The 19,742-nt window shown below is 33.7% G+C and carries 20 protein-coding genes and 1 pseudogene; 3 read left to right on the forward strand and 18 right to left on the reverse strand.

Going from position 1 to position 19,742, the window contains the following annotated elements:
* Positions 1 to 20: 20 nt before the first annotated feature.
* From ACTTKP_RS05945 to ACTTKP_RS05990, 10 genes and pseudogenes are all read right to left on the reverse strand, one after another.
* Positions 21 to 875: a hypothetical protein gene (locus tag ACTTKP_RS05945; protein ID WP_442552987.1), complete on the reverse strand. Its 855-nt coding sequence runs from the start codon at positions 873 to 875 to the stop codon at positions 21 to 23.
* A 32-nt stretch (positions 876 to 907) separates the two neighbouring features.
* Positions 908 to 1,600, reverse strand: a complete 693-nt coding sequence (locus tag ACTTKP_RS05950; RefSeq protein ID WP_442552988.1) for a DUF4956 domain-containing protein — start codon at positions 1,598 to 1,600, stop codon at positions 908 to 910.
* A complete protein-coding gene (locus ACTTKP_RS05955; RefSeq protein ID WP_442552989.1) occupies positions 1,587 to 2,354 on the reverse strand; it encodes a polyphosphate polymerase domain-containing protein in 768 nt (255 codons plus the stop codon). Before ACTTKP_RS05955 ends, ACTTKP_RS05950 begins: the two co-directional genes overlap by 14 nt.
* Positions 2,355 to 2,726: 372 nt before the next feature.
* Positions 2,727 to 4,169, reverse strand: a complete 1,443-nt coding sequence (locus ACTTKP_RS05960; RefSeq protein WP_442552990.1) for an ATP-binding protein — start codon at positions 4,167 to 4,169, stop codon at positions 2,727 to 2,729.
* 131 nt (positions 4,170 to 4,300) lie between these two features.
* On the reverse strand, positions 4,301 to 4,840 hold the full coding sequence (locus tag ACTTKP_RS05965) for a ClbS/DfsB family four-helix bundle protein (RefSeq protein ID WP_442552991.1): 540 nt from the start codon (positions 4,838 to 4,840) through the stop codon (positions 4,301 to 4,303).
* Positions 4,841 to 4,852: 12 nt separating this feature from the next.
* Complete coding sequence (locus ACTTKP_RS05970; protein WP_442552992.1) at positions 4,853 to 5,467, reverse strand: GyrI-like domain-containing protein; 615 nt, start codon at positions 5,465 to 5,467, stop codon at positions 4,853 to 4,855.
* Positions 5,468 to 5,530: 63 nt separating this feature from the next.
* A pseudogene (locus ACTTKP_RS05975) lies at positions 5,531 to 6,250 on the reverse strand (helix-turn-helix transcriptional regulator); the annotation flags it as partial.
* Between the two features lie 33 nt (positions 6,251 to 6,283).
* Positions 6,284 to 7,129: a DUF4300 family protein gene (locus tag ACTTKP_RS05980; protein ID WP_442552993.1), complete on the reverse strand. Its 846-nt coding sequence runs from the start codon at positions 7,127 to 7,129 to the stop codon at positions 6,284 to 6,286.
* Positions 7,130 to 7,504: 375 nt separating this feature from the next.
* Positions 7,505 to 8,320, reverse strand: a complete 816-nt coding sequence (locus tag ACTTKP_RS05985; RefSeq protein ID WP_442552994.1) for an ATP-binding protein — start codon at positions 8,318 to 8,320, stop codon at positions 7,505 to 7,507.
* Positions 8,317 to 9,732 carry an ATP-binding protein gene (locus ACTTKP_RS05990; protein WP_442552995.1) on the reverse strand — a complete coding sequence of 472 codons (1,416 nt, stop codon included), beginning with the start codon at positions 9,730 to 9,732 and terminating at the stop codon, positions 8,317 to 8,319. Before ACTTKP_RS05990 ends, ACTTKP_RS05985 begins: the two co-directional genes overlap by 4 nt.
* A 150-nt stretch (positions 9,733 to 9,882) precedes the next feature.
* Here ACTTKP_RS05990 and ACTTKP_RS05995 point away from each other — a divergent pair, with 150 nt between their 5' ends.
* Both ACTTKP_RS05995 and ACTTKP_RS06000 read left to right on the forward strand, forming a co-directional pair.
* On the forward strand, positions 9,883 to 10,278 hold the full coding sequence (locus tag ACTTKP_RS05995; RefSeq protein WP_442552996.1) for a glycosyltransferase: 396 nt from the start codon (positions 9,883 to 9,885) through the stop codon (positions 10,276 to 10,278).
* Positions 10,275 to 10,502, forward strand: a complete 228-nt coding sequence (locus ACTTKP_RS06000) for a hypothetical protein (protein ID WP_442552997.1) — start codon at positions 10,275 to 10,277, stop codon at positions 10,500 to 10,502. Before ACTTKP_RS05995 ends, ACTTKP_RS06000 begins: the two co-directional genes overlap by 4 nt.
* 338 nt (positions 10,503 to 10,840) lie before the next feature.
* Here the strand turns inward: ACTTKP_RS06000 and ACTTKP_RS06005 are convergent, their stop codons facing one another.
* On the reverse strand, positions 10,841 to 11,299 hold the full coding sequence (locus tag ACTTKP_RS06005; protein WP_442552998.1) for a DIP1984 family protein: 459 nt from the start codon (positions 11,297 to 11,299) through the stop codon (positions 10,841 to 10,843).
* A 305-nt stretch (positions 11,300 to 11,604) separates the two neighbouring features.
* Here ACTTKP_RS06005 and ACTTKP_RS06010 point away from each other — a divergent pair, with 305 nt between their 5' ends.
* The gene (locus ACTTKP_RS06010; RefSeq protein ID WP_442552999.1) at positions 11,605 to 12,810 is read left to right on the forward strand and encodes an EAL and HDOD domain-containing protein; all 1,206 of its coding nucleotides are present in this window, start codon (positions 11,605 to 11,607) and stop codon (positions 12,808 to 12,810) included.
* A 74-nt stretch (positions 12,811 to 12,884) separates the two neighbouring features.
* On the opposite strand, the gene bcp is transcribed toward ACTTKP_RS06010, so the two are convergent.
* The 7 genes from bcp to ACTTKP_RS06045 all read right to left on the reverse strand — a co-directional run bounded on the left by bcp (position 12,885) and on the right by ACTTKP_RS06045 (position 19,730).
* Entirely contained in the window at positions 12,885 to 13,337 is a 453-nt protein-coding gene (gene bcp, locus ACTTKP_RS06015) for a thioredoxin-dependent thiol peroxidase (RefSeq protein ID WP_442553000.1), read from the reverse strand.
* A gap of 18 nt (positions 13,338 to 13,355) precedes the next feature.
* Positions 13,356 to 13,550: a (2Fe-2S)-binding protein gene (locus ACTTKP_RS06020; RefSeq protein WP_442553002.1), complete on the reverse strand. Its 195-nt coding sequence runs from the start codon at positions 13,548 to 13,550 to the stop codon at positions 13,356 to 13,358.
* Positions 13,551 to 13,635: 85 nt separating this feature from the next.
* The gene (locus ACTTKP_RS06025; RefSeq protein WP_442553003.1) at positions 13,636 to 14,652 is read right to left on the reverse strand and encodes a glycosyltransferase family 2 protein; all 1,017 of its coding nucleotides are present in this window, start codon (positions 14,650 to 14,652) and stop codon (positions 13,636 to 13,638) included.
* Entirely contained in the window at positions 14,652 to 15,791 is a 1,140-nt protein-coding gene (glf, locus tag ACTTKP_RS06030; protein WP_442553004.1) for a UDP-galactopyranose mutase, read from the reverse strand. The genes ACTTKP_RS06025 and glf overlap by 1 nt, the downstream gene beginning before the upstream one ends.
* Positions 15,792 to 15,803: 12 nt before the next feature.
* Positions 15,804 to 18,341, reverse strand: a complete 2,538-nt coding sequence (locus ACTTKP_RS06035; RefSeq protein ID WP_442553005.1) for a hypothetical protein — start codon at positions 18,339 to 18,341, stop codon at positions 15,804 to 15,806.
* Positions 18,322 to 19,044 carry an RluA family pseudouridine synthase gene (locus ACTTKP_RS06040; RefSeq protein ID WP_442553006.1) on the reverse strand — a complete coding sequence of 241 codons (723 nt, stop codon included), beginning with the start codon at positions 19,042 to 19,044 and terminating at the stop codon, positions 18,322 to 18,324. The genes ACTTKP_RS06035 and ACTTKP_RS06040 overlap by 20 nt, the downstream gene beginning before the upstream one ends.
* Complete coding sequence (locus tag ACTTKP_RS06045) at positions 19,041 to 19,730, reverse strand: response regulator transcription factor (protein ID WP_442553007.1); 690 nt, start codon at positions 19,728 to 19,730, stop codon at positions 19,041 to 19,043. The genes ACTTKP_RS06040 and ACTTKP_RS06045 overlap by 4 nt, the downstream gene beginning before the upstream one ends.
* Positions 19,731 to 19,742: the final 12 nt, after the last annotated feature.

The following is a 19,742-nucleotide window of genomic DNA, read 5'->3' on the forward strand; positions in this document are numbered from 1 at the left end:
TGTTTGGTGTACTTTTTTACTCATTTATACTGACACTTTATTTTACCATTTATAATTTTTTTCCATGTTGTAATCTGCCATTCCAAATACGAGTATTGTACAAATGAACAGCATATTTTTTTATTCTTATTCAACTTACCATTATTGGTATTACTACTATTCTGATTAGTCGTATCCTTCTGCTTTATCTTACTATTATCCTTGTTTTTTCTGTTCTGTTTTACATTATTATTTTCGTTATTTTCAAATCCTCCCCCCTCGTTATTCCATTCCGGTGGATTGTGCATTCCACCATGAGGCGATCCCCAATTACCACCGGGGCGATCTTCAGAAGGTGCCCCGTCCGGTCTCCCCCATGGATTACCTTCATTATTTTCATTATTGTTTTCATTATTGTTTCCATTAAATCCTCCGTTTCCATTTCCACTTATAAATTCTGTTAGTGTTACTTCCTGTTTAGTACTTCCTGCCGTAATTGTATAAGTCTCACCCTGTGTCATACCTGCTGTACTTATAAGAACGCTGCTGTAAGACTTAGATGGAGTGTAGCTTGCCAGTATATCACCTTTAGAGTCACTTATACTTACCGTAGTACCTGCTGACTGCGAACCTACACTTACAAGTGCACTTCCCTGAGTTGAAGCTGAACCAAAATTCATTTCCATACTCTCTACAGCAGTAACTATAAATGTACCACCTGTAATTGTAGCTGTACCGTTATAATCAATACCTCCGTTACCACCTTTGGTCGGACCGCTTACATAGGTTTCTCCACCACTTACAGTGAGGTTTCCGTTAGAATCTATGCCATCTCCCTCAGCATTAACAATAATCTTACCACCTGAAATATTAATACTTGCATCTTGAACCTCCATTCCACCTTTTGTACTATATAGGTTAATTATTGTTAAAGTTCCTCCCCACCCATTCCCGGGCGGTTGAGGCGAATTTCCAGGTTACCGTTTTTACATCTGAGTTCATCTATAAATTCTTTTTCTATTCCCTCCTTTTTTAAGGTAACATCATAGTTTAATTTAAATAAGCTTCCCATATTGGTAGTCGTTACACTTAAAAGTCTTGCGTCCTTTGTATACTTGCCTAAAGTTTCGGTAAATACATCGGTGTAATCAAGATTTTCAGGTATTGTAATAGAAAGGCTCTTCTGTAAATTTGATCCTCCAAGCAGCCCGAGACCAAATTTATTATAAACAAGAGTTACAATTCCCATAATAAGTGCAAAGGCTGCTGCATATCCTATATATCCCATACCTGCCGCAAGTCCTGTAGTCATTGCCAAGAAGATGGCTCCTATTTCCTTTGCCGTACCGGGTACTGAACGAAATCTTACAAGCCCGAAGGTACCGGCTACCGCAACTCCTGCACCTGCATTTCCATTTACAAGAAGTATAACCATACTTACTACTGCAGGAAGCATTGCAAGTGTTATTACGAAACTCTGTGTATATCTGCTTCTGTAAGTGTATACCAGTGCTAAAAATATACCTATCGCAAGTGCTGCTCCTATGCAGATAAGCACCGTAATTGGTGAAACTGCTGTGGTAGTAGTACCACTGCTAAAAATGCTGCTAAATATATCCATATTCCAACCTCTCTTTCAAATTTTCTTCTTTATTAAATACCGGGATTCTTGTAAATAACCATCTTTTATTTTTCAAAATCTCCGTGTAGGCATTACCGTATTTTGAAAATGAAACTTTATAAATACCGTATTTACTTAAAACCTCTACCAGCCATAATGGAAAAGTATCCGCTGATTTTATTTCAAGTAAGGCTTCACCGTCTTCAAGTATTGGTTTACCATAGACTTCATTAGTCAGGCTTAAATTATCTTCTCTCCAAAGTATGTTTTCATCGAAAGTCATTCGAAAATCAGGATTTTCTTTATCGAAAAAAGCTTGACGATCATAGCTAAGAAAAACTTTCGGTTCTATCTCCTTATAAAAATCAAGGAAGTAATCTATTTCTTTACCTATCTGACTTTCTTTACTAAGCTTCTTTCCATTGCAAAGATAATTCATCGCTTCTTTTTCTTTAGATTCTATTCTCCTTTTGTATACTATTCCTTTGAATTTCTTTTTAAGTTCTATGAATACCTTATCTTCTTCATTTACCTTTTTATAACTTCTTACTCTTAATTTCTCTTTATAAATTGGTTTATAAAGAGAATTTCTTATGAGTAAAAAATCAGGTCTGTCAAAGTAGATATTTCTGATTGTGCTGTTGCCGTAACTGTCTGCCTTCATATAAGGCTTCATAGCTTCGTATACAGCTTCTCTTTGTTCTTTATTTAACAAGTATTTAATTTCAAATCTTTGAAATGTACCTGCTCCCATAAGCTTTCCTCCTTTCATTTTCTGTTTTTTGTGTGATTTATTTTATGATACAAGTGTCAAAAGTATAAAAATTCGATACAAGCTTGCTTGTAAGAGAATTTATTATCTTTTGACACACCAAAAATATGAGTAAGTAGCCATTTTGACAAAAATGTGCGAATTACGAATATTTTTGTAAGAATTGCGATAGGTGAAACCAGAGCAATTCTGTATCATAAGCATATAATAAATGACGAAACTTAAACGAAGCTTAAAGGTTAAAAAATATTTTAAAAAAGAAAAAAAGCGCTCTACATTTCTGTAAAACGCTATGATTATTTGATTTTATTAAGTGTTCATATCGTAATTATCCCTCAAGCTTGAGCTAATTTCTTATTCAACCCTTACCATATCAGGATTTGTCTTATAATACGCTGCTCTTGAAACCTTACTTTTCTCCAGATATCCATGTTTTTCAAGATTATTTAATACCTTTTTTCTAAAATAAGTTGAATCACTGATACCGAGATATTCAGCTATTTCTGACACCTTATGTGCTTTAAGATAACAGAAAGATAATACTTTTCCATCTAATTCTGTTCCTTCTGAAACCGGTACAAAGTTAAGGGCAATAACACCATCATTCTCAATACCTTTATCATAAGTTAAGTCAGGAAGTACCAATGTAAAATGATCAGATTTTGAATAAATATATGGTTTATGTGCTTCATCAGCAGATGCATACTCTTCCATAATCTTGTCAAACCCTGTGCCTGCCGCCTCCATTACATTACAAACAACTAAAACTCCACAGATTAGCTCATTTCTCCTCTTAGAAATCACACCTGATAAATCATAGGTTTTTCCAAGTTTTTCACCCCTGTAAAACCCTCCCGGTGAAGATATTTCCAATCTGTCCTTAAATATATCAACTTGAATCTGTGTTCCATCCAAATAATAATCCCTATGGGCAACCGCATTTATAACACCTTCAAACAAAGCCCTTGCCGGATATGAATCTATATTAATACGTTTATTATCAAGTTTTATCACTCCATGATTCATTCTTTGATTCACAAACTCAACAATGTAATTGATTGTTGATGTAATATTTCCATTAAAGCGGTTTATAGTAACAACCCTATCGCTTCCCTTATTGAATCCTGAGAATACAGAGCATTGTACTTCCGTTTTCTTCTCTTTATAATTATCCAAAAACAAAACTGCACCATTTAATAAATAGCCTTCTTCATTTACAAATCCTAATGACTTTAAAGCCTTTTCCTTAAGCACTTTTCCTTTGTTGTGTTCTTTATAAAATTCACTAAGTTCCAAGAATTTTTCAGGTTCATACTTTACACCTGATACCAAAACATCATATTGAACATTTTTACTTTTCACACTCATCTCAATGATTTCTTCGTAAGTAGCACCACTTGTAAAACCATCACGTCGCATAAAAATAGACGGAATATTTTTATATTTTAAAATTACCGGTTTCACTGCTGATTCTTCTATAGATACCTTTATTACAAAGCGTTCCTTATCATTTTTCTTATATCCTATAAAAGAAATCTTCATTTGTGGTCTTGGTGTCAAATGCTCATTTACCTGATTATTGAAATAATTTCTTTCATTATCAGCAGCTTTCCTATCAAATCCAATTAATTTATTCGTTTTATCTTCCACTCCAATATAAAAGTCTCCACCCGATGCATTGGCAAACCCCGCAATACTTTTAAGCCATCCAATAATATCCTCACGATTTAGTACTGCTTTGCTTTCAAACTTATCACTCTCTAGCTGTATATCTTCAATTATCTCCTCTAAATACATACGTGTCACCTCTTTTTTGAACTACTTCAATAATACTTCAAAGTTACTTCAAAGTCAACTTCAAAGTCACTTCAAACAAACTTCAATTTAGTTTGAAGTAATTTCCTAATAGGTGAGTTTTATTCAATCTATTATGATTTACAATTTTTTTGATGAGCTTTTAGTTTTTTTATCGCCCAATCATAGTGACTTGATGTGGCACTTACAAAGTACGAACCAAGTGTACTTCCTCCAGTCCATTTATAGACCCCTTTGGAAAATAATTCTTCACTTGTAAATTTTTCAGCCAGTTCCAACACCTCTTTATGGGATTTCTCAAGCAGATTCTTGGCTTCTTCAAGAGAAGTTTTCTGATGTTTCTTCCAAAATTCTACATTCATATCTCCATAAGTTTTCCAGTTATATGGTTCAGGCAAAAATGGCTTTTCTTCTCCCTTTTGATTGGAATGTACCCAATTCAAAATAAGCTGATGCCATTCATAGAGATGAATTAAAACATCTCTTAGATTCTTATCTCTTTTCCAATGAGCTTCTTTTTTCTTTTCATCTTTTGAAAAATCAAATGGTGTATTTAACTCTTCCTCAGTCATCTTTGAGATAAATAAATTTAATTTTTCATAGTTTTCTTTGGCAGCAGCCATTAAATCATTTTTTGTCGTTGGTCTTGGCATAACAAATTCCTCCTATTTCACTGAATATCTTAATATAGTTTTTTGTTTCTCTTTTGATGTCCTGTTTTTATTACTTAGATATATTTCTTTATGAAAATCACCTATTCTTGTAAGATCAAGTTTTCTTGCAAATTCATCCATCTGTTCAAATGATTTTGGCTCATCATCATAACTTCCAACATGTAAAATCTGAATAGATTTACCCTCTTCTATTTTTCTAAAACTTATCTCATCATACAATGCGTCAGGCTTTTTCTTTTTTATATTCTCAAGTGCCTTTGCGAATATCTCTTGTGTAATAAAAGCAGGTTGTTTAATCATCAATGTGTATTCCAGTTTGTTTTTATCAAACTCTTCTCCATTTACTTTTTTCCAAAATCCCTCTAACGGATATACCGTAAAATCTGTAATCTCGTTATCAGTTTTATTTTTCATTACATTTTTAAACAATATTTTAATGGCATAGGCAAGAGAATATAACGCGGATATTCTGTCTGAGAAATCTGATTCATTCGGATTTCCTTTACCTTTTACCAAAATATATTTTTGCTTTGGAACTTCTACAATTATAGGGGTTTGCTTTACACCATAAAGATTTTTTTCTTGTTTTCTCCATTCATATTTCATTATCCAATCCTCCCTTTGCATTTAGTAAATTTTATTATACAGGAGAATACTTGACACCATTTGTCATATTATATATTTTTCTGCCATTTTATTTATCATTTCTTTAATCTGCATCCGTATCTCTTTCGGCTCTAATACTTCTGCTCCATCTCCGAAAGAAAAAATATAATTGTATAGGTTATAGTCATTAGGTATTTCTATTTCAGTATATAAATTTCCGTCATTATCTTCTGTAATTTCTCCGTTTAGTTCATCATATACCCTGAAAGCAACTTTTCGATCAAACTTAACTTTTATATTTACTGTATTCTCATGTGGCATTTCTTTTTTGAGTATTACATCTTCAAAGTTGTCATCAAACTTTTCAGTATAAATTTCTAAATTTTTTATCCGAGACAATTTGAAATATCTGAAATCATTTCTGAATAAACAGAAAGCATATAGATACCAGTCCTGACTCTTGAAAAGTAATCTCACAGATTTAACGCTTCTGTAGGTTTCTTTTTCATTGCTGCTAAAATATGTGAATGAAATAATATTCTTACTTAAAATAGCAGACTTAATATCATTGAATGTTTTTTCATACATCTTATTGTTTTGCCAATTATTAAAGTCAACCTCTATCCAACTGGTATTCTTCATTTTAAAGAGTGCGGAAAGTTTTGTTAGAAGCTCATTCTCATGCTGTGTTATGGTATTATCCAATCCTTGAAGAGCTGACATAATTTGCTGTTTCTCATTTTCAGACAGCAGTGATTTACTAAGAACAAAATCTTCAGCAATACATTTCTGTAAAACGCTATAATTATCAAATGTCTATTTAACTTCAACCATTTTATTATTATCCATTACAAACGGTTTTGCCAGGCCTTCTCCTGTATAGTCTGCATATTTTCCCTGAAGATACTTATAACACTCTTCTTTGGTTGCAAATTTAATTGCCTGATAAGGCTCTTCAAAGGTTAGCTTTTCTACAAATAAAAATCCGTCTTTATCAGGAACCATAACTCCGACATGCCCTACAAAGAGATATTCTCCGTCAAGATTATCATGTAAGACTACTGAAATCATCCTTGCATTTTCATCAAACTTGATATTTTCAAAGTATTTCTCCATATTCTTGGCATGTACTTTAACATCTTCGGTTGCTTCGGTCTTTACCCTTGAAAATAAGACATTAAACGCTTCCTTATCTTTATCATCAAACAACTTTCCTTTGTCAATAGAGTCATTATCTAAAAACAAGAGTTCACTGTCACTTTTTATACTAGGGACTTTAATATTGTTTTTAAGCAAAAAGAAACTGTTAAGCCTGCAGTTAGTACCGACAAAATCACCATTCTTTTCTTTCCACAAATTACTGATTTTCTCTACATCATATTCAGTTGTACCGAATTCCTTGAAATCTCCCTGCAAGCCAACACTTCCTACAATTTCATTGTATTCATTTACCTGTTTCATATAGTTTTCTACGCTATCTTTATCCAACTGAGCTTCTAACAAGGTCTTAACCTCATCTGCACTATCTTTACTCGCCATATTAGAATATTTTGGAAATCTTTTAGTTATTTCCGCTTTTTTCTGTGGATTGCTACAGGCTGTTACTCCAAAAATAAGAACAGCACAGATAAAAAATGAAATGATTTTATTATATTTTTTCATAAAATTTCCCTTTCAATTGGTCTGAATATTTTTATATCATAAATACCCGGCTCAATCTTCGCCTTACGGCTTGATTTGCATGGCACTAGCACCTTCGGTGCGTCGTTGTTAAGTGTTCACATTATATCATAAGTACTAAGTTCAAACTTCGCTTTTCAAGCTTGTTTTCACTAAGTGCTTAGATACCGCTCTCACTAAACTCAATCTTCGCCTTACGGCTTGATTTCGTTAAGTGTTCACATTATATCACATACCTTTTCCCAATTGAATATAGGCAAAAAAATTTAATAAAATCATATGGGGTTTGTAATATTAAAGTTAGAATATAACCTTTATCTTCAACTTATTTTCTTCAATCAGTTCAGCTCCTATCTTTCATCCATGTGCCTCTACCATAGCCTTTGCCATAGAAAGTCCTATTCCATGCCCGCCTGTTTCAGAGTTTCTGGATGCATCTGCCCTGTAAAATCTGTCAAAAAGATGTTCTACATTTTCTTTAGTCAAATTCTCTGTCAGATTAGATGCTTCTATTATTATATGTCCGCTCTTCTTTTTAAGTTCAAAGTTTATATTACCCTCGCCTGCGGAATATTTAATCGCATTATCAAATATTATATTCAAAAGTTCCCTTATGCCTTCAATATCACCATTTAGAGTAAGTTTGGGTTCAACTTTGGCTGTGAGCTTCTTGCCATTTACCTTAGCAAGGCTTGTGAAAGAATTAACAGTTTCTATGGCAAGTTCTGATATCGAAAAATCTGTAAACTTAAGGTTGTCCTTGCCTTCATCCAGCTTTGACAGATGAATAAGATCATTTGTCAGCCTTGTAAGTCTTCTGACCTGTGTCTTAATGTCACTTAGCCACTCATTTTCATCTCCGTTTATTTCCATTACACCTATATCAGCCTTAAAAGAAGTAAACTTCTTTCTTAAATAAGAAATATAAACCCAGACTACGCTTATATCAGCTTCTGTATCAAAACCCCAGATTTTTTCCATAAATTTTTCAGCAGAAATAAGTTTCTTAGGCATCATTATATCCAAAATCACACCGTCATATGTATCCGTTTCAAGATAATCCAGCGCTTCTTCTCCGTCAAATACTGCATCTACACTATATTTACCGGCTTCAAGTATGGCTTTTACAGCTTTTGAAAGCGATTTTTCATCTTCTGCAAGCAATAATCTCATATCTGCTCTCCTTTTGATGCAAATAATTTAACAATATCCTTATAGCTAACCAAGGTTACATTCCCCATATCCCTCGCTTTATTTACGCAACCTTTAGTAAATCCTGTCTTCGAGAATACAAAATAATGCACATTAGTATAGCTAAATAGTCTGCTACGTTCAATCAGCATTTCAAGAATATCCAAATCCACATTCTCATTTCGCCATTTGCACTCAGCAAAAATTGCCGAAGAGCTATCCTGCTCTCCCATAATATCAATTTCAGTCTGAGTTTTATTTTTAGAATCATTGCCCCACCAGCGTCCAAGGGAAACAAATTCTATAGGCATATTTCCTCTCATAAGCTGTTTCCACAAATATTGTTTGCATATTTCTTCAAATACTCTTCCCATATAACCAGATAGCCCGGCTTCAATACGCTTATATGCAATATCTGCTCCACCTCGTACAATCATTGGCATATTACCCAGAATAAATTTATACCAAAAACAAAACATATTGTCTTCAATAGAATAAATAGATTTCCTTGAAATTTTCTCACCGTATGGGACTTCTCTCCTGATTATGCCTAAGTCAATCAGATTTTTGATATATCCTGAACATACTGTGGTACTCTCTCCTACCTTTGTCGATATTTCTGACATTTTAGAATATCCCATTGCTATAGCAGTAACAATCGCATTATAAATCGCAGGCTCTCTTACTTCCTGTTTTAATAGATTTACCGGCTCCTCATACAGGAAGGAAATGGGATTTAAATAAGTATTTTTAATATTCTCCTCTACGCTTAATTTACCATTCATCTGGAGCAGATATTGCGGTGTTCCTCCTACAATACCATACATCAAAGCCTTATCTTCATCTGATAAATCTTTCAAATAATCACAGCATTCTTCAAACTCAAATGGCATAACCTTCAGTTGTGCTGTCCTTCTTCCATATAAGGGTGCCTTGTATGCCAAAACTTTATCCTCCATATATGACATAGAAGAACCACATAGAATGAGCATCAATTTTGATTCATCTTTATTTTTATCAATCAGCATCTGTAATGTAGATGCGAGACTTCTTGAGGCTCTTGCTACATAAGGGTATTCATCTATTGCCAGTATAATACGCTCTTTTTTTGCCAGTTCAAATACATATTCAAGTGCAGCCTGAAAAGATGCAAAATAACTGTCAGCCCAAATGCCACTACTAAATTCAATTATGCTTTTGCTCAGGTTTTCTAAATTTTGTTTTTCATTGCTCTCTAATCCCATAAAATATATAGATTTTTTATTATCTATAAAATAGTTAATCAATGCTGTCTTTCCTACCCTGCGCCTTCCATAGATTACTGCAAATTCGAATTTATCTGATTTGTACAGACTCTCTAATGCATTAAGTTCTTTTTGTCTGCCAATGAACATGCTAATACCTCCGTTTCTATATAAAGTATATTAGTAAATTATGATTTAGTCAACTATACTTTACTAAATTATAGTTGACTAATTTTTTTAGTTTCGTTTAAGTTTCACCATATATAATCTCCTCAACAACATAGAAGGGAGACAAAGCCTATGAGATTTTTAGTAATACCGGCTTACGAGCCTGACGAAAAGTTAATTAAACTGCTTAAGGATGTGAGTGCATTAAACCTCTTTCAGATAATAGTTGTAAATGATGGCTCAGGTGATAAATTTAATGATATATTTAACATGGCAAAAGAATATGCCATTCTGCTTAACCATGGTATAAACAAAGGAAAGGGCGCAGCTCTTAAAACAGCCTTTACCTACATCAAAAATCTTAATACTTATGGAATTATAGTAACTGCCGATTCAGACGGACAGCATAAGGTAAGTGATATTGTAAAAGTAGAAATCTTATTATTTGTGGATGTCTCAGCATCTTCCTCGCAGTATTTGCCTATATCTACGAGATATTCTCCTATGGGCAGTACTCAGTATATATGAGGATGATGTTTATCTTCCCACTTATTGCAGGAGTTTTCTTATTATTTAAGAATTCCCTGAATAAATATCTGCTTAACACCGCACTTGCAGTATTTGCAAACGGTTTCTTGGTTAAGGGCATAATTGAAATCTCGGGAAGAAGCTCATCTTTTGATTATCTTTACATAATCACAGGCTGTTTTCTCTTATTCGGAGCTGCTGTATTTAGAAAGAAAAAAGCTTAGTAATTTATTAAGGAACCGTCATAATTCCGGTTCCTTATTTATAATTCCTATTTTAAAAAAACTGTCCTTGTCCAACTTTTATAAAGTAAAAAAGAGCCACCACAAAGCAGCCCTACCTAACATATCAAACTCTTAGTCCCCAAACCCACCCTCGCTTCTTAGTCAATGTATGGTTTAAATTATAAACATAATTAAATTATACGCTTGTACTCCATAATGGTCATAACAATAAGGTTGGGGACTCGAACCCCGGCCTACCTTAAGCCAGCCACCTGTAATGAGCAAAGCTCAAAAAATTTTACATTCGCCCTAATCTGCTACCAACTAAGTATGATTTATTAATCCTCTATAAGCTCTGTACTCCAATTAGTTGCCTGAAGGCTATTGTCAAGCAATCTGATTTCTTTTGAAAGCTTGTCAACTTCTTTTTGAAGTTCAGTTACCTTAAGAGTTGCCACTATCTTAATTTCAGTTCCCCTTGCCCTGCCAGTTATACTGCTGGCTTCATAAACAAAATCCCTGTAAGCTGAGGCTTTTAAAATAAGTGCATCTTTTTTGGCTATGACCTCTGTTATGGTCATATCTCCTATTTTAGTTTCATTATTGGTTTTATTTATTCTGGCTGCAAGATATTCAAACCTTTCTATGCAACTATTCAGCTCTTTTATAAGTGCTTTCGGATTTTCAGCAGGTTCTTCACCTTCCTGTACCTGAGCATTATTCCTTACCCTTGCTCTTAATCTTTCTATGTTATTTACCAAATCTGCTCTTTCCTGTAATGCTTCTGCCAGTTTCATATCTTACCTCCGTTTCAAATACAAAAATCATTCACGATATATCATATAATGTTTTCGTGATAAAAATAAGGCAAAATCAAAATTTTCATTGTATGTTCTTATTCAAATCTCATCATCTTATAATCAACTCAAGCTATTTACAAAATCTTATAATTATTAAGATTTATATACTATAATTTTTCACAGCTAATCCATATATTTTTATTTATTCTTTCACTTAACAAATCAACAAAAGAGTGTTATACTAGGTAATATTACCTGAATATTTAACATATTTATAGATTTTTTAAGAAAGGGATGCCTATATGTATATCGCAAGACAGCCCATATTTGACAAGAGAAAAGATGTATATGGTTATGAGCTGCTTTTTAGGAACAGTACCACTTCTATTGCTTACACGGGAACAAGCGCAGAAAGTTCAACTGCTGTTGTCCTTGGCGGCTTATTCGAGCTAGGTGTTGAGAAAATAGTTGGTAATAAAAAAGCTTTTGTAAATTTTAATTACAACTCATTATTATCTAACTCAATAGAGCTGGTAGATCCTTCAACACTAATTATAGAGGTGCTGGAAGATGTTAAGGTCGACAGTCGTCTTATACGCAGATTAGAAAGCCTGCATAAAGAGGGATATCGAATAGCTCTTGATGACTTCGTCCACAGCATCAAAGACTTTAAAATTGTTCCTGTGGCAGACATAATAAAATATGATCTTATTGCTACTCCCTTAAATACCATTCAAGATGAGGTAAAGGAGGCTTTGAATCGCAAAAAAGTTCTGTTAGCTGAAAAGGTTGAAACTGAAGAAGAATTCATAGAAGCACGCAAAATGGGATTTCACTTATTCCAGGGTTATTTTTTTAGCAAACCTGTAATTGTCGCCGGACTTAAAGGCAAAAAGCCCAATATAACCATTTACCGAAGAATACTGAACGAACTTCATTCTGAAGATCCTTCATTTCATATACTGGCAGAAATACTGGAAACTGATGTTTCTGTCGCCTACAGGCTATTAAATATAGTTAGCAAAAAAGATGATAACATACAAAAAGGGTTGAAATCAGCCCTTATAAAAATGGGACTTACTGATTTTGAGCGATGGGTTCATATAATGATGTTACAGGATTTATCCGTAAACAAGCCTAATGAGCTTATAAGAACAGCTCTTATACGCTCTAAATTTGGTGAACTTGTTGCAAACAACTGCGGTAGCCTTTATCCAAGGTCTTCTGAAATCTCCCTTATGTGCCTTTTTAGTGTCTTGGATGCCATGCTTGATTTGACTATGGAAGAAGCTATGAAAGATTTATCAATAAGTGATGATATTAAAGATGCTTTAATCAACGGCAAGGGAGCTCTCGTACCTATATTAAAACTTGCAGAAGCTTATGAACAAGGTCAATGGATGGATATAGATTTATTATCTAAGCAATTGCAGATTGACAGCAACCGCCTTGTAGACTGGTATATGGATTCTATTACTTGGACTGATAAAATAATGACAGGAGTTTAGTTGAACCCAATTTAAAATTATAGTTAAATAAGCAGGAAAGAATTTATATTCCTTTCCTGCTTATTTTTTTAACACTATACTTCATTAAGCATATTTTCCGGATCTTTTGCTGCCTTCACCTTATCATTAGCTTTAATAATAATTCCCTCTTCATCTATGAGATATGTTGTCCTCACTATTCCCATATACTCTATCCCTGCCATCTTCTTCTTATGCCATACATCGTAAGCCTTTATAGCTGTTAATTCTGTATCTGAAAGTAAGGTAAAACCAAGACCATTCTTTTCTTCAAACTTTTTATGCGATGCTACACTATCCTTACTGATTCCAATAACTTCTACACCTTTTTCTAGAAATAAGGGGTATCTCTCGGAAAATCCACAAGCTTGCTTAGTACAGCCGGGAGTATTATCCTTAGGATAAAAGTATATAATCAACTTCTTACCTTTGTAATCTGCAAGTGTATGCAAGACCCCATTCTGATCAGGTAAGCTAAAATCAGGTGCTTTAGTTCCTACTTCTAACATAAAACCTCCTTTAAATATCTATGCATTATCTTCAGGAAACATGACTAAATCCCTGACAAATATTTCAATAAATTCCTGACACTGTCCACATCCCGTACTGCATCCGGTAATTTCAGAAACCTCTTCAAAAGTTTTTGCTCCTGAACTCACAGCATCTATTATCTGCCCATAAGTTACATTTTCACAATTACAGGCAATTTTATCCCTCTTCATAAATCTCTCCTTTTACTAATGACTTATTTTCTCAATAACTACATCATTAGTCTAAGTCATAATCAATTTATTTGCAAGACTTATTCTAATTAAATTTATATATCTTTCTAGCTACTTCATAGCCCCAAATTATAATCTTTCTGCCACCTTTTCCCGGCATTCCCATTATTACTCCTAACAATGTATGTTTAATCATCCTGTTCATCTTAGGATTTGATTTTTTAAGATAATGCCATATCTCTTTCTTTTTTTCTATATTCTCCGTTTTTCCGGATTTTATCAAAAATACGGTACATATAGTCATCATAATTGCAAGATACTTAGCCATATATTTTTTTAACTTTGGTTCTTTCAATCTGCTTAAATCATGCGATTCGATAAGAATCTTAGTTATCTTAAGCTGCTGGTCTATCCTTCCTATCATAACCTTTTCATTAACTGACTGATCATCCCTGCCTATAAAATATCTATAAAAGTCTACATCCATGTAGTACATAGTTTTTACAAAAGGCAAAGGTTTATATACAAAAATATTATCTACATAAAATGTATGCTCAGGTAGTTTGAGTCCTATTTCTTTAAGTAGAGCTGTCCTATAAAATACAGAATGCATTAGGATATACTGTGAATTCTTAAATCTGCCTACATCCGACCAGGTAAAAAACCTGTTCTCAGGTAGGCAGTTAGTATATCTAACTGAACTCGGCTCTTCGCCTACCTTCTCATATACATAGTTACATATCAGCATATCCAAGGTATTATTTCCCTTTATCACTGAACGAAGTAAGTCCATGACTTTACCAAGTGCCTCCGTATTCACCCAGTCATCAGAGTCAACCACTTTAAAATATACACCACTTGCATTAGCAAGTCCTGTATTTACAGCCTGTCCATGCCCACCATTTTCCTGATGTATTGCCTTCACAATGTTTGGATATTTTTTTTCATACTCTTTTGCAATTTCCAATGTATTATCCTTTGCAGAACCATCATCTACAACAATAATCTCTATATCCTCTCCTCCTGCAAGCAATGTATCTATAGCATGACTCATATATTCTGCTGAATTGTAGCAGGGAATTGCAACACTTAAAACTTTCATTATACCATCCTTTCACAAAGCTCTAGAGCTTTTTTAGTAATCGCATCCATATTGTAATATTTATATTCTGCAAGCCTTCCCAAAAGATATAAGTTTTCATAATTAGCGGCAAGAGCATTATATTTTTTATACAATGCTTTATTTTCATCATTTAATATTGCATAATAAGGTATCATGTCTGTATCCGGCTCAAAATTAAGTGAATATTCTTTCATTATAGTAGTTCCCTCTGCCTGCTGCCCTGTCATCTTCTTAAACTCTGTTATCCTTGTAAAATCCTCATTAACCGTATAATTTACCACTGCCTCAGTCTGATAAGAATCTTTCTGATAATGTTCAAATTCAAATCTCAGCGACCTATAAGGCAAAGCCCCAAAGCATCTGTCAAACAGTTCATCAGCCATTCCTGTATATATAACAGTACCATTAAATTCTATACATTCAAAGAAAATATGCCCATCTTCTAATTTAATACAATCTCCAGCATCTGTATTTAATCTTATATCAATACTAGGGTGAGAAAGCATTTTTTCAAAGAGCTCGGTATAACCCTCACTCGGCATTGCCTGATACTCATCTGTAAAATATCCGTCTTCCTCTGTTAAAATTACAGGCACTCTTGCCGTTACTGCTTCATCTATTTCATGAGGCTTCACTCCCCATTGCTTTCCTGTATATTTTACAAATACATTCTCATAAACATACTCTGCCAATTCCTTTATATCTTCATCCTTATTAGCACGAAGCTGCAATATTGGAATTGCCGTTTCTCTTCCATATTCCTTAATCAGCTTTTCTATAAGATTATTTGCCTTATCTTCATCATACACAAGTCTTATACTGTTTAAATTAAATGGAATTGGTATAAATTTCCCATATACATTACCAACCACCTTATGATGGTAAGGCATCCACTTGGTAAACTGTCCAAGAAAATCATATACATCCTTACTATTAGTATGAAAAATATGCGGTCCATAAGTGTGGATTAAAATTCCATAATCATCCGGCTCATCAAAGGCATTGCCGCCAATATGATTTCTTTTTTCTAAAATAAGCACTTTTTTACCTTTGTCAGCAAGCCTTCTGGCAGATACTGCTCCTGCATATCCCGCTCCCACTATAATTACATCATACATTTAAAAAACCTCCTAGTTCAATGCTGAAATAAAGATATTTCCGGCTGTCTTAAACATTTTTTCTGCTTCTTTTTTATCCATAAGGTGTATCTTACCGGTCTTCACATCCATAATCTCTATATTCTGTGGTGTATAACCCATAATTAAAACAGCTGTTTTATTATCTTTCATTGCAATTATAGGATTTCCCTTATTAATATAATAAAAAATATTATTAAATTCTATTCCTGAAAGATTAATAGCTATAATTTCAGGCTGAGATTTAAGCACATCCAAAATAGAATTTCCCTTATTTAAATCTTCACTGGAAATATATATTCCCTTTGCTGTCAAAAACAGCCTTACTGCAGAATGTATGCTGTCATCTTCTTCGTAAATATAGTCTACATCTGCTTCATCTGCCTTTGCTGAAGAATCAAGCCTTATTCTCTCCCAAACAAGATTGCCTCCCATATCAAGCACATATCCCATTTTCTCATCCGCTAACTTAATCATATCCGAAACCTTATACGAAAAAGCAACAAACTCACCTGATATATTAGCAAAATATTTATCCTTATTCTCTTTGCCATCTTCACCCAGTCTGATGGTCAAATCTCTTGTTATTACTGTATTTAAAGTTAACAGACTGATTTCAGGATTTTTCTCAAGTTTCAGTCCATAAGGAAGTGTCAAATAATACTCTGTTAAATATTTATCAGTCCTCCTGTCTACAACCTTAACCTCCGCATTGCTTCTAATCACATTATTTAATATATGGTCAGTCATTATTCTTACAAATTTACCGTCTTTTTTCTCCACTCTTTCCAGTTCAACTGTATCATTAACAATATTTATTCCTGTAGTATAAATATTTTTTCTTTCATAAATTTTCAAGCTTCCACCATTTATGTCTGAAATGACAAGTTTTTTATACGGAATAAGCATGCTTCCATTTTTTTTATTAACTATATCTTTTTCATATGCAATCCCATACACAAAATTTCCTGATATTTTACCTAACAACCTCAAAACTGAACCTTTTTCCGCCTCTATCTCTGTCCTTTTTCTAGTTTCCAGTTCCATGATTATAAGTTTCTTCGTCTTCATTATATCAGGTGATTCCTGCCATACAATATGATTGTTTTCCGAGAGTGCCAAATATGAACCTCCTGAAATATTATCCGCCATAACAGATAATTTTCTCTTAACAAGGCTATATGAATAAATTTTATCATATAGCGAGAAATAAAAGAATTGTTCTGAACTTACAAAGCTGAAGTCTGACAGACCACCCTCAAAAAACTGAGCAGGAAGATTAACCGGTATATATGACTGTTCTTCTATCCTATCTTCCGCCTCTAAATATTTATATAGAACAATTCCCGTCTTCCCTTCATATACACCACGATTCATATATCCATATACTATGAAATAAAAATCTCCATTATCCTCCATCCTAAGCACCTTTATATCATGATGAGCATAATATGTTCTTTCATCAGAAAAATCTTCACTCAGGAAAGAGAATATCCTTTTAATTTTGTTCTTTTCAGTATCATAACACCATAGAGCTCTTTCCCTAACAAAGGCAATGAACTTATGCGCTTTATCCAAACTGTACCCATTGCTATAATTTTCAGTAATACCAAATTTTAGCTGACTCTTTGCAAGTGAAGTTTTTTCAGGATTGTAAATCTCTTCTACCCTTCGCTCAAATGCAAGTAGATATGCTGTATTTTCAATCCTATTTATACGATAATATTCCTTTACTGAATAATAATTAGGACTGTCCCCCTTTGTCTTTGCGATATACCTATATGCTATTCCCGATATATTTTCAGAATTTTCAACCACATTTATCAAAGGCTTGGTAATACATTCCAAAGAAAGTTTTCCCCAAGTCACAATGTCATAAGAGGAATGTATGTTTACATAGGCAAAATTCATATTATCCATACTTCCATTAGTCTCAAGATACGGTCTAATAGCCTTTTCATCATTTTTGCTAAATGTTGCCTTAAAAAATCTCTCAGCAAAATTATAATTCTCTACAAATTTATCACCCCTTGTAAATTTAATTGTTGTAAAAAACACAAACTTTTTACCATCTTCATTTACAAGCCTGAGTTTGAGTAAAAAATCCATTCCTTGAGAAATTTCAGTATCTAATTTTATTGAAACCTTCTGCCTACCTGCCTCATCCTTTTCTTCACCTTGTACTTCTCCACTTGATACTGCAATATTATCGGTTTTGTCCTTAACTTCATACTCCACTCTTACAATATTATTTCCATAAGTATTTATGATAAAATTTATAGTCTTATTATTCTCTAACGGAGTTATTTCCTGCCTTATTCCAAAATTGTCAAGTTCCTGTCCGTAACCATGTAATAAATTAATCTCTTTATTCCCTCGTAACATAGTTACAGTCGGAAAACTTGCCTCAGACATTTCTGTCTTCTCTATCTTATCGGTATATGTTGTTTCTTTAATATTACTTATAAAATATCCTGCTGACAGAATAAATATAAGTGTCATAATTATAAGTTTATAAATGATTTTCTGCATTAAATTCTCCAAACTCTTTTCCCAATGCCGGAATTACAAAATCCATTTTCTTACCACTTATCGGATGCGTAAATGAAAGTCCCACCGCTTCAAGTGCAAGCTCCTGCCAACCATCCTTACACTTGTAGTCATTATTATACTTCGTATCACCAACTATCCCGTTAAATACTTGAGACAGCTGAAGTCTTATCTGATGATGTCTACCTGTTATAAGGTCAATCTCCGTTAGTGCCTTATTAGCTAAGACTTTAAGAATTCTATAATTAAGCTCCGCCTTTTCTGCACCCTTAAAGTTCTCATCAACAATTATAGATAAATTTTTCAACTTATCTTCCACCATAAAATCCAACCTGTGTTCCCATATATTTATAACAGGCGTCATGTCAAGAAGATTAAAACTTACTACCGCCATATATTTTTTGGAAAGCTTTTTTTCCCTTATCTGTTTCGAAATACCGGAAGCCGCCCTCTTTGTCTTTGCATAGACCATTATTCCTCTTACATTCCTGTCAAGGCGGTGCAATACAGCTATATAAGGCTCTTCAGATAATTTAGTCTTACTTTTTCCGGCTTTCATTACCAGATATTTTTTTAATTCCCTTACCATATCCCTGTTTCCCGCCTTATCCCCCTGAGACAATATTCCTGCGGGCTTTACACACACAATAAGTTCTGAATCTTCATAAAGAATTTGTAACATCATAGCTTAAACCTATATCCCACTCCCCATATAGTCTCAATATATTGTGGATTTGCTGTGTCTTTTTCAATTTTTTCCCTGATTTTTTTAATGTGCACCGTTACAGTAGCTATATCCCCCAAAGACTCCATTCCCCACACCTCTCTAAAAAGCTCTTCCTTAGAATATACATGATTTGGATTATCTGCTAAAAATGTAAGAAGATCAAACTCTTTAGTAGTAAAACTTTTTTCCTCTTCATTCACAAAAATTCTTCTTGCAGTGCGGTCAATCCTAATTCCTCTTATATCAATAAAATTATTTCGCTCCTCAGAAGAATTTACAAGTCTTTCATATCTTGCAAGATGTGCCTTAACCCTCGCTACCAGTTCACTCGGACTAAATGGCTTTGACAAATAATCATCTGCCCCAAGCCCCAGTCCCCTTATCTTATCTATATCATCTTTCTTTGCAGATACCATAAGTATAGGTATTTTCTTTTCTTTACGAACTTCTTTGCAGATTTCAAAACCGTCTTTGCCCGAAAGCATAACATCTAAGAGAATCAGGTCAAAATCTTCACTCAATGCCTTTTCCAATCCCTTTTCTCCATTCTCTTCTATAACAACTTCAAAATCAGAAAGTTCCAAATAATCTTTTTCAATCTCTGCAATCGCATCTTCATCTTCAATTATCAAAATTCTGCTCATTTTTTCTCCTTT

Origin of the sequence: Catonella sp. (assembly GCF_052169795.1) — a bacterium.
In the GTDB taxonomy this organism is placed as follows: Bacteria; Bacillota; Clostridia; order Lachnospirales; family Lachnospiraceae; genus Catonella.

Excerpts from the sequence above, each read along its gene's own strand:
- ACTTKP_RS05945 (WP_442552987.1), bottom strand. The coding sequence starts at position 875 with ATGGAGGTTCAAGATGCAAGTATTAATATTTCAGGTGGTAAGATTATT.
- ACTTKP_RS05950 (WP_442552988.1), bottom strand. The coding sequence starts at position 1,600 with ATGGATATATTTAGCAGCATTTTTAGCAGTGGTACTACTACCACAGCA.
- ACTTKP_RS05955 (WP_442552989.1), bottom strand. The coding sequence starts at position 2,354 with ATGGGAGCAGGTACATTTCAAAGATTTGAAATTAAATACTTGTTAAAT.
- ACTTKP_RS05960 (WP_442552990.1), bottom strand. The coding sequence starts at position 4,169 with ATGTATTTAGAGGAGATAATTGAAGATATACAGCTAGAGAGTGATAAG.
- ACTTKP_RS05965 (WP_442552991.1), bottom strand. The coding sequence starts at position 4,840 with ATGCCAAGACCAACGACAAAAAATGATTTAATGGCTGCTGCCAAAGAA.
- ACTTKP_RS05970 (WP_442552992.1), bottom strand. The coding sequence starts at position 5,467 with ATGAAATATGAATGGAGAAAACAAGAAAAAAATCTTTATGGTGTAAAG.
- ACTTKP_RS05980 (WP_442552993.1), bottom strand. The coding sequence starts at position 7,129 with ATGAAAAAATATAATAAAATCATTTCATTTTTTATCTGTGCTGTTCTT.
- ACTTKP_RS05985 (WP_442552994.1), bottom strand. The coding sequence starts at position 8,320 with ATGAGATTATTGCTTGCAGAAGATGAAAAATCGCTTTCAAAAGCTGTA.
- ACTTKP_RS05990 (WP_442552995.1), bottom strand. The coding sequence starts at position 9,732 with ATGTTCATTGGCAGACAAAAAGAACTTAATGCATTAGAGAGTCTGTAC.
- ACTTKP_RS05995 (WP_442552996.1), top strand. The coding sequence starts at position 9,883 with ATGAGATTTTTAGTAATACCGGCTTACGAGCCTGACGAAAAGTTAATT.
- ACTTKP_RS06000 (WP_442552997.1), top strand. The coding sequence starts at position 10,275 with ATGAGGATGATGTTTATCTTCCCACTTATTGCAGGAGTTTTCTTATTA.
- ACTTKP_RS06005 (WP_442552998.1), bottom strand. The coding sequence starts at position 11,299 with ATGAAACTGGCAGAAGCATTACAGGAAAGAGCAGATTTGGTAAATAAC.
- ACTTKP_RS06010 (WP_442552999.1), top strand. The coding sequence starts at position 11,605 with ATGTATATCGCAAGACAGCCCATATTTGACAAGAGAAAAGATGTATAT.
- bcp (WP_442553000.1), bottom strand. The coding sequence starts at position 13,337 with ATGTTAGAAGTAGGAACTAAAGCACCTGATTTTAGCTTACCTGATCAG.
- ACTTKP_RS06020 (WP_442553002.1), bottom strand. The coding sequence starts at position 13,550 with ATGAAGAGGGATAAAATTGCCTGTAATTGTGAAAATGTAACTTATGGG.
- ACTTKP_RS06025 (WP_442553003.1), bottom strand. The coding sequence starts at position 14,652 with ATGAAAGTTTTAAGTGTTGCAATTCCCTGCTACAATTCAGCAGAATAT.
- glf (WP_442553004.1), bottom strand. The coding sequence starts at position 15,791 with ATGTATGATGTAATTATAGTGGGAGCGGGATATGCAGGAGCAGTATCT.
- ACTTKP_RS06035 (WP_442553005.1), bottom strand. The coding sequence starts at position 18,341 with ATGCAGAAAATCATTTATAAACTTATAATTATGACACTTATATTTATT.
- ACTTKP_RS06040 (WP_442553006.1), bottom strand. The coding sequence starts at position 19,044 with ATGATGTTACAAATTCTTTATGAAGATTCAGAACTTATTGTGTGTGTA.
- ACTTKP_RS06045 (WP_442553007.1), bottom strand. The coding sequence starts at position 19,730 with ATGAGCAGAATTTTGATAATTGAAGATGAAGATGCGATTGCAGAGATT.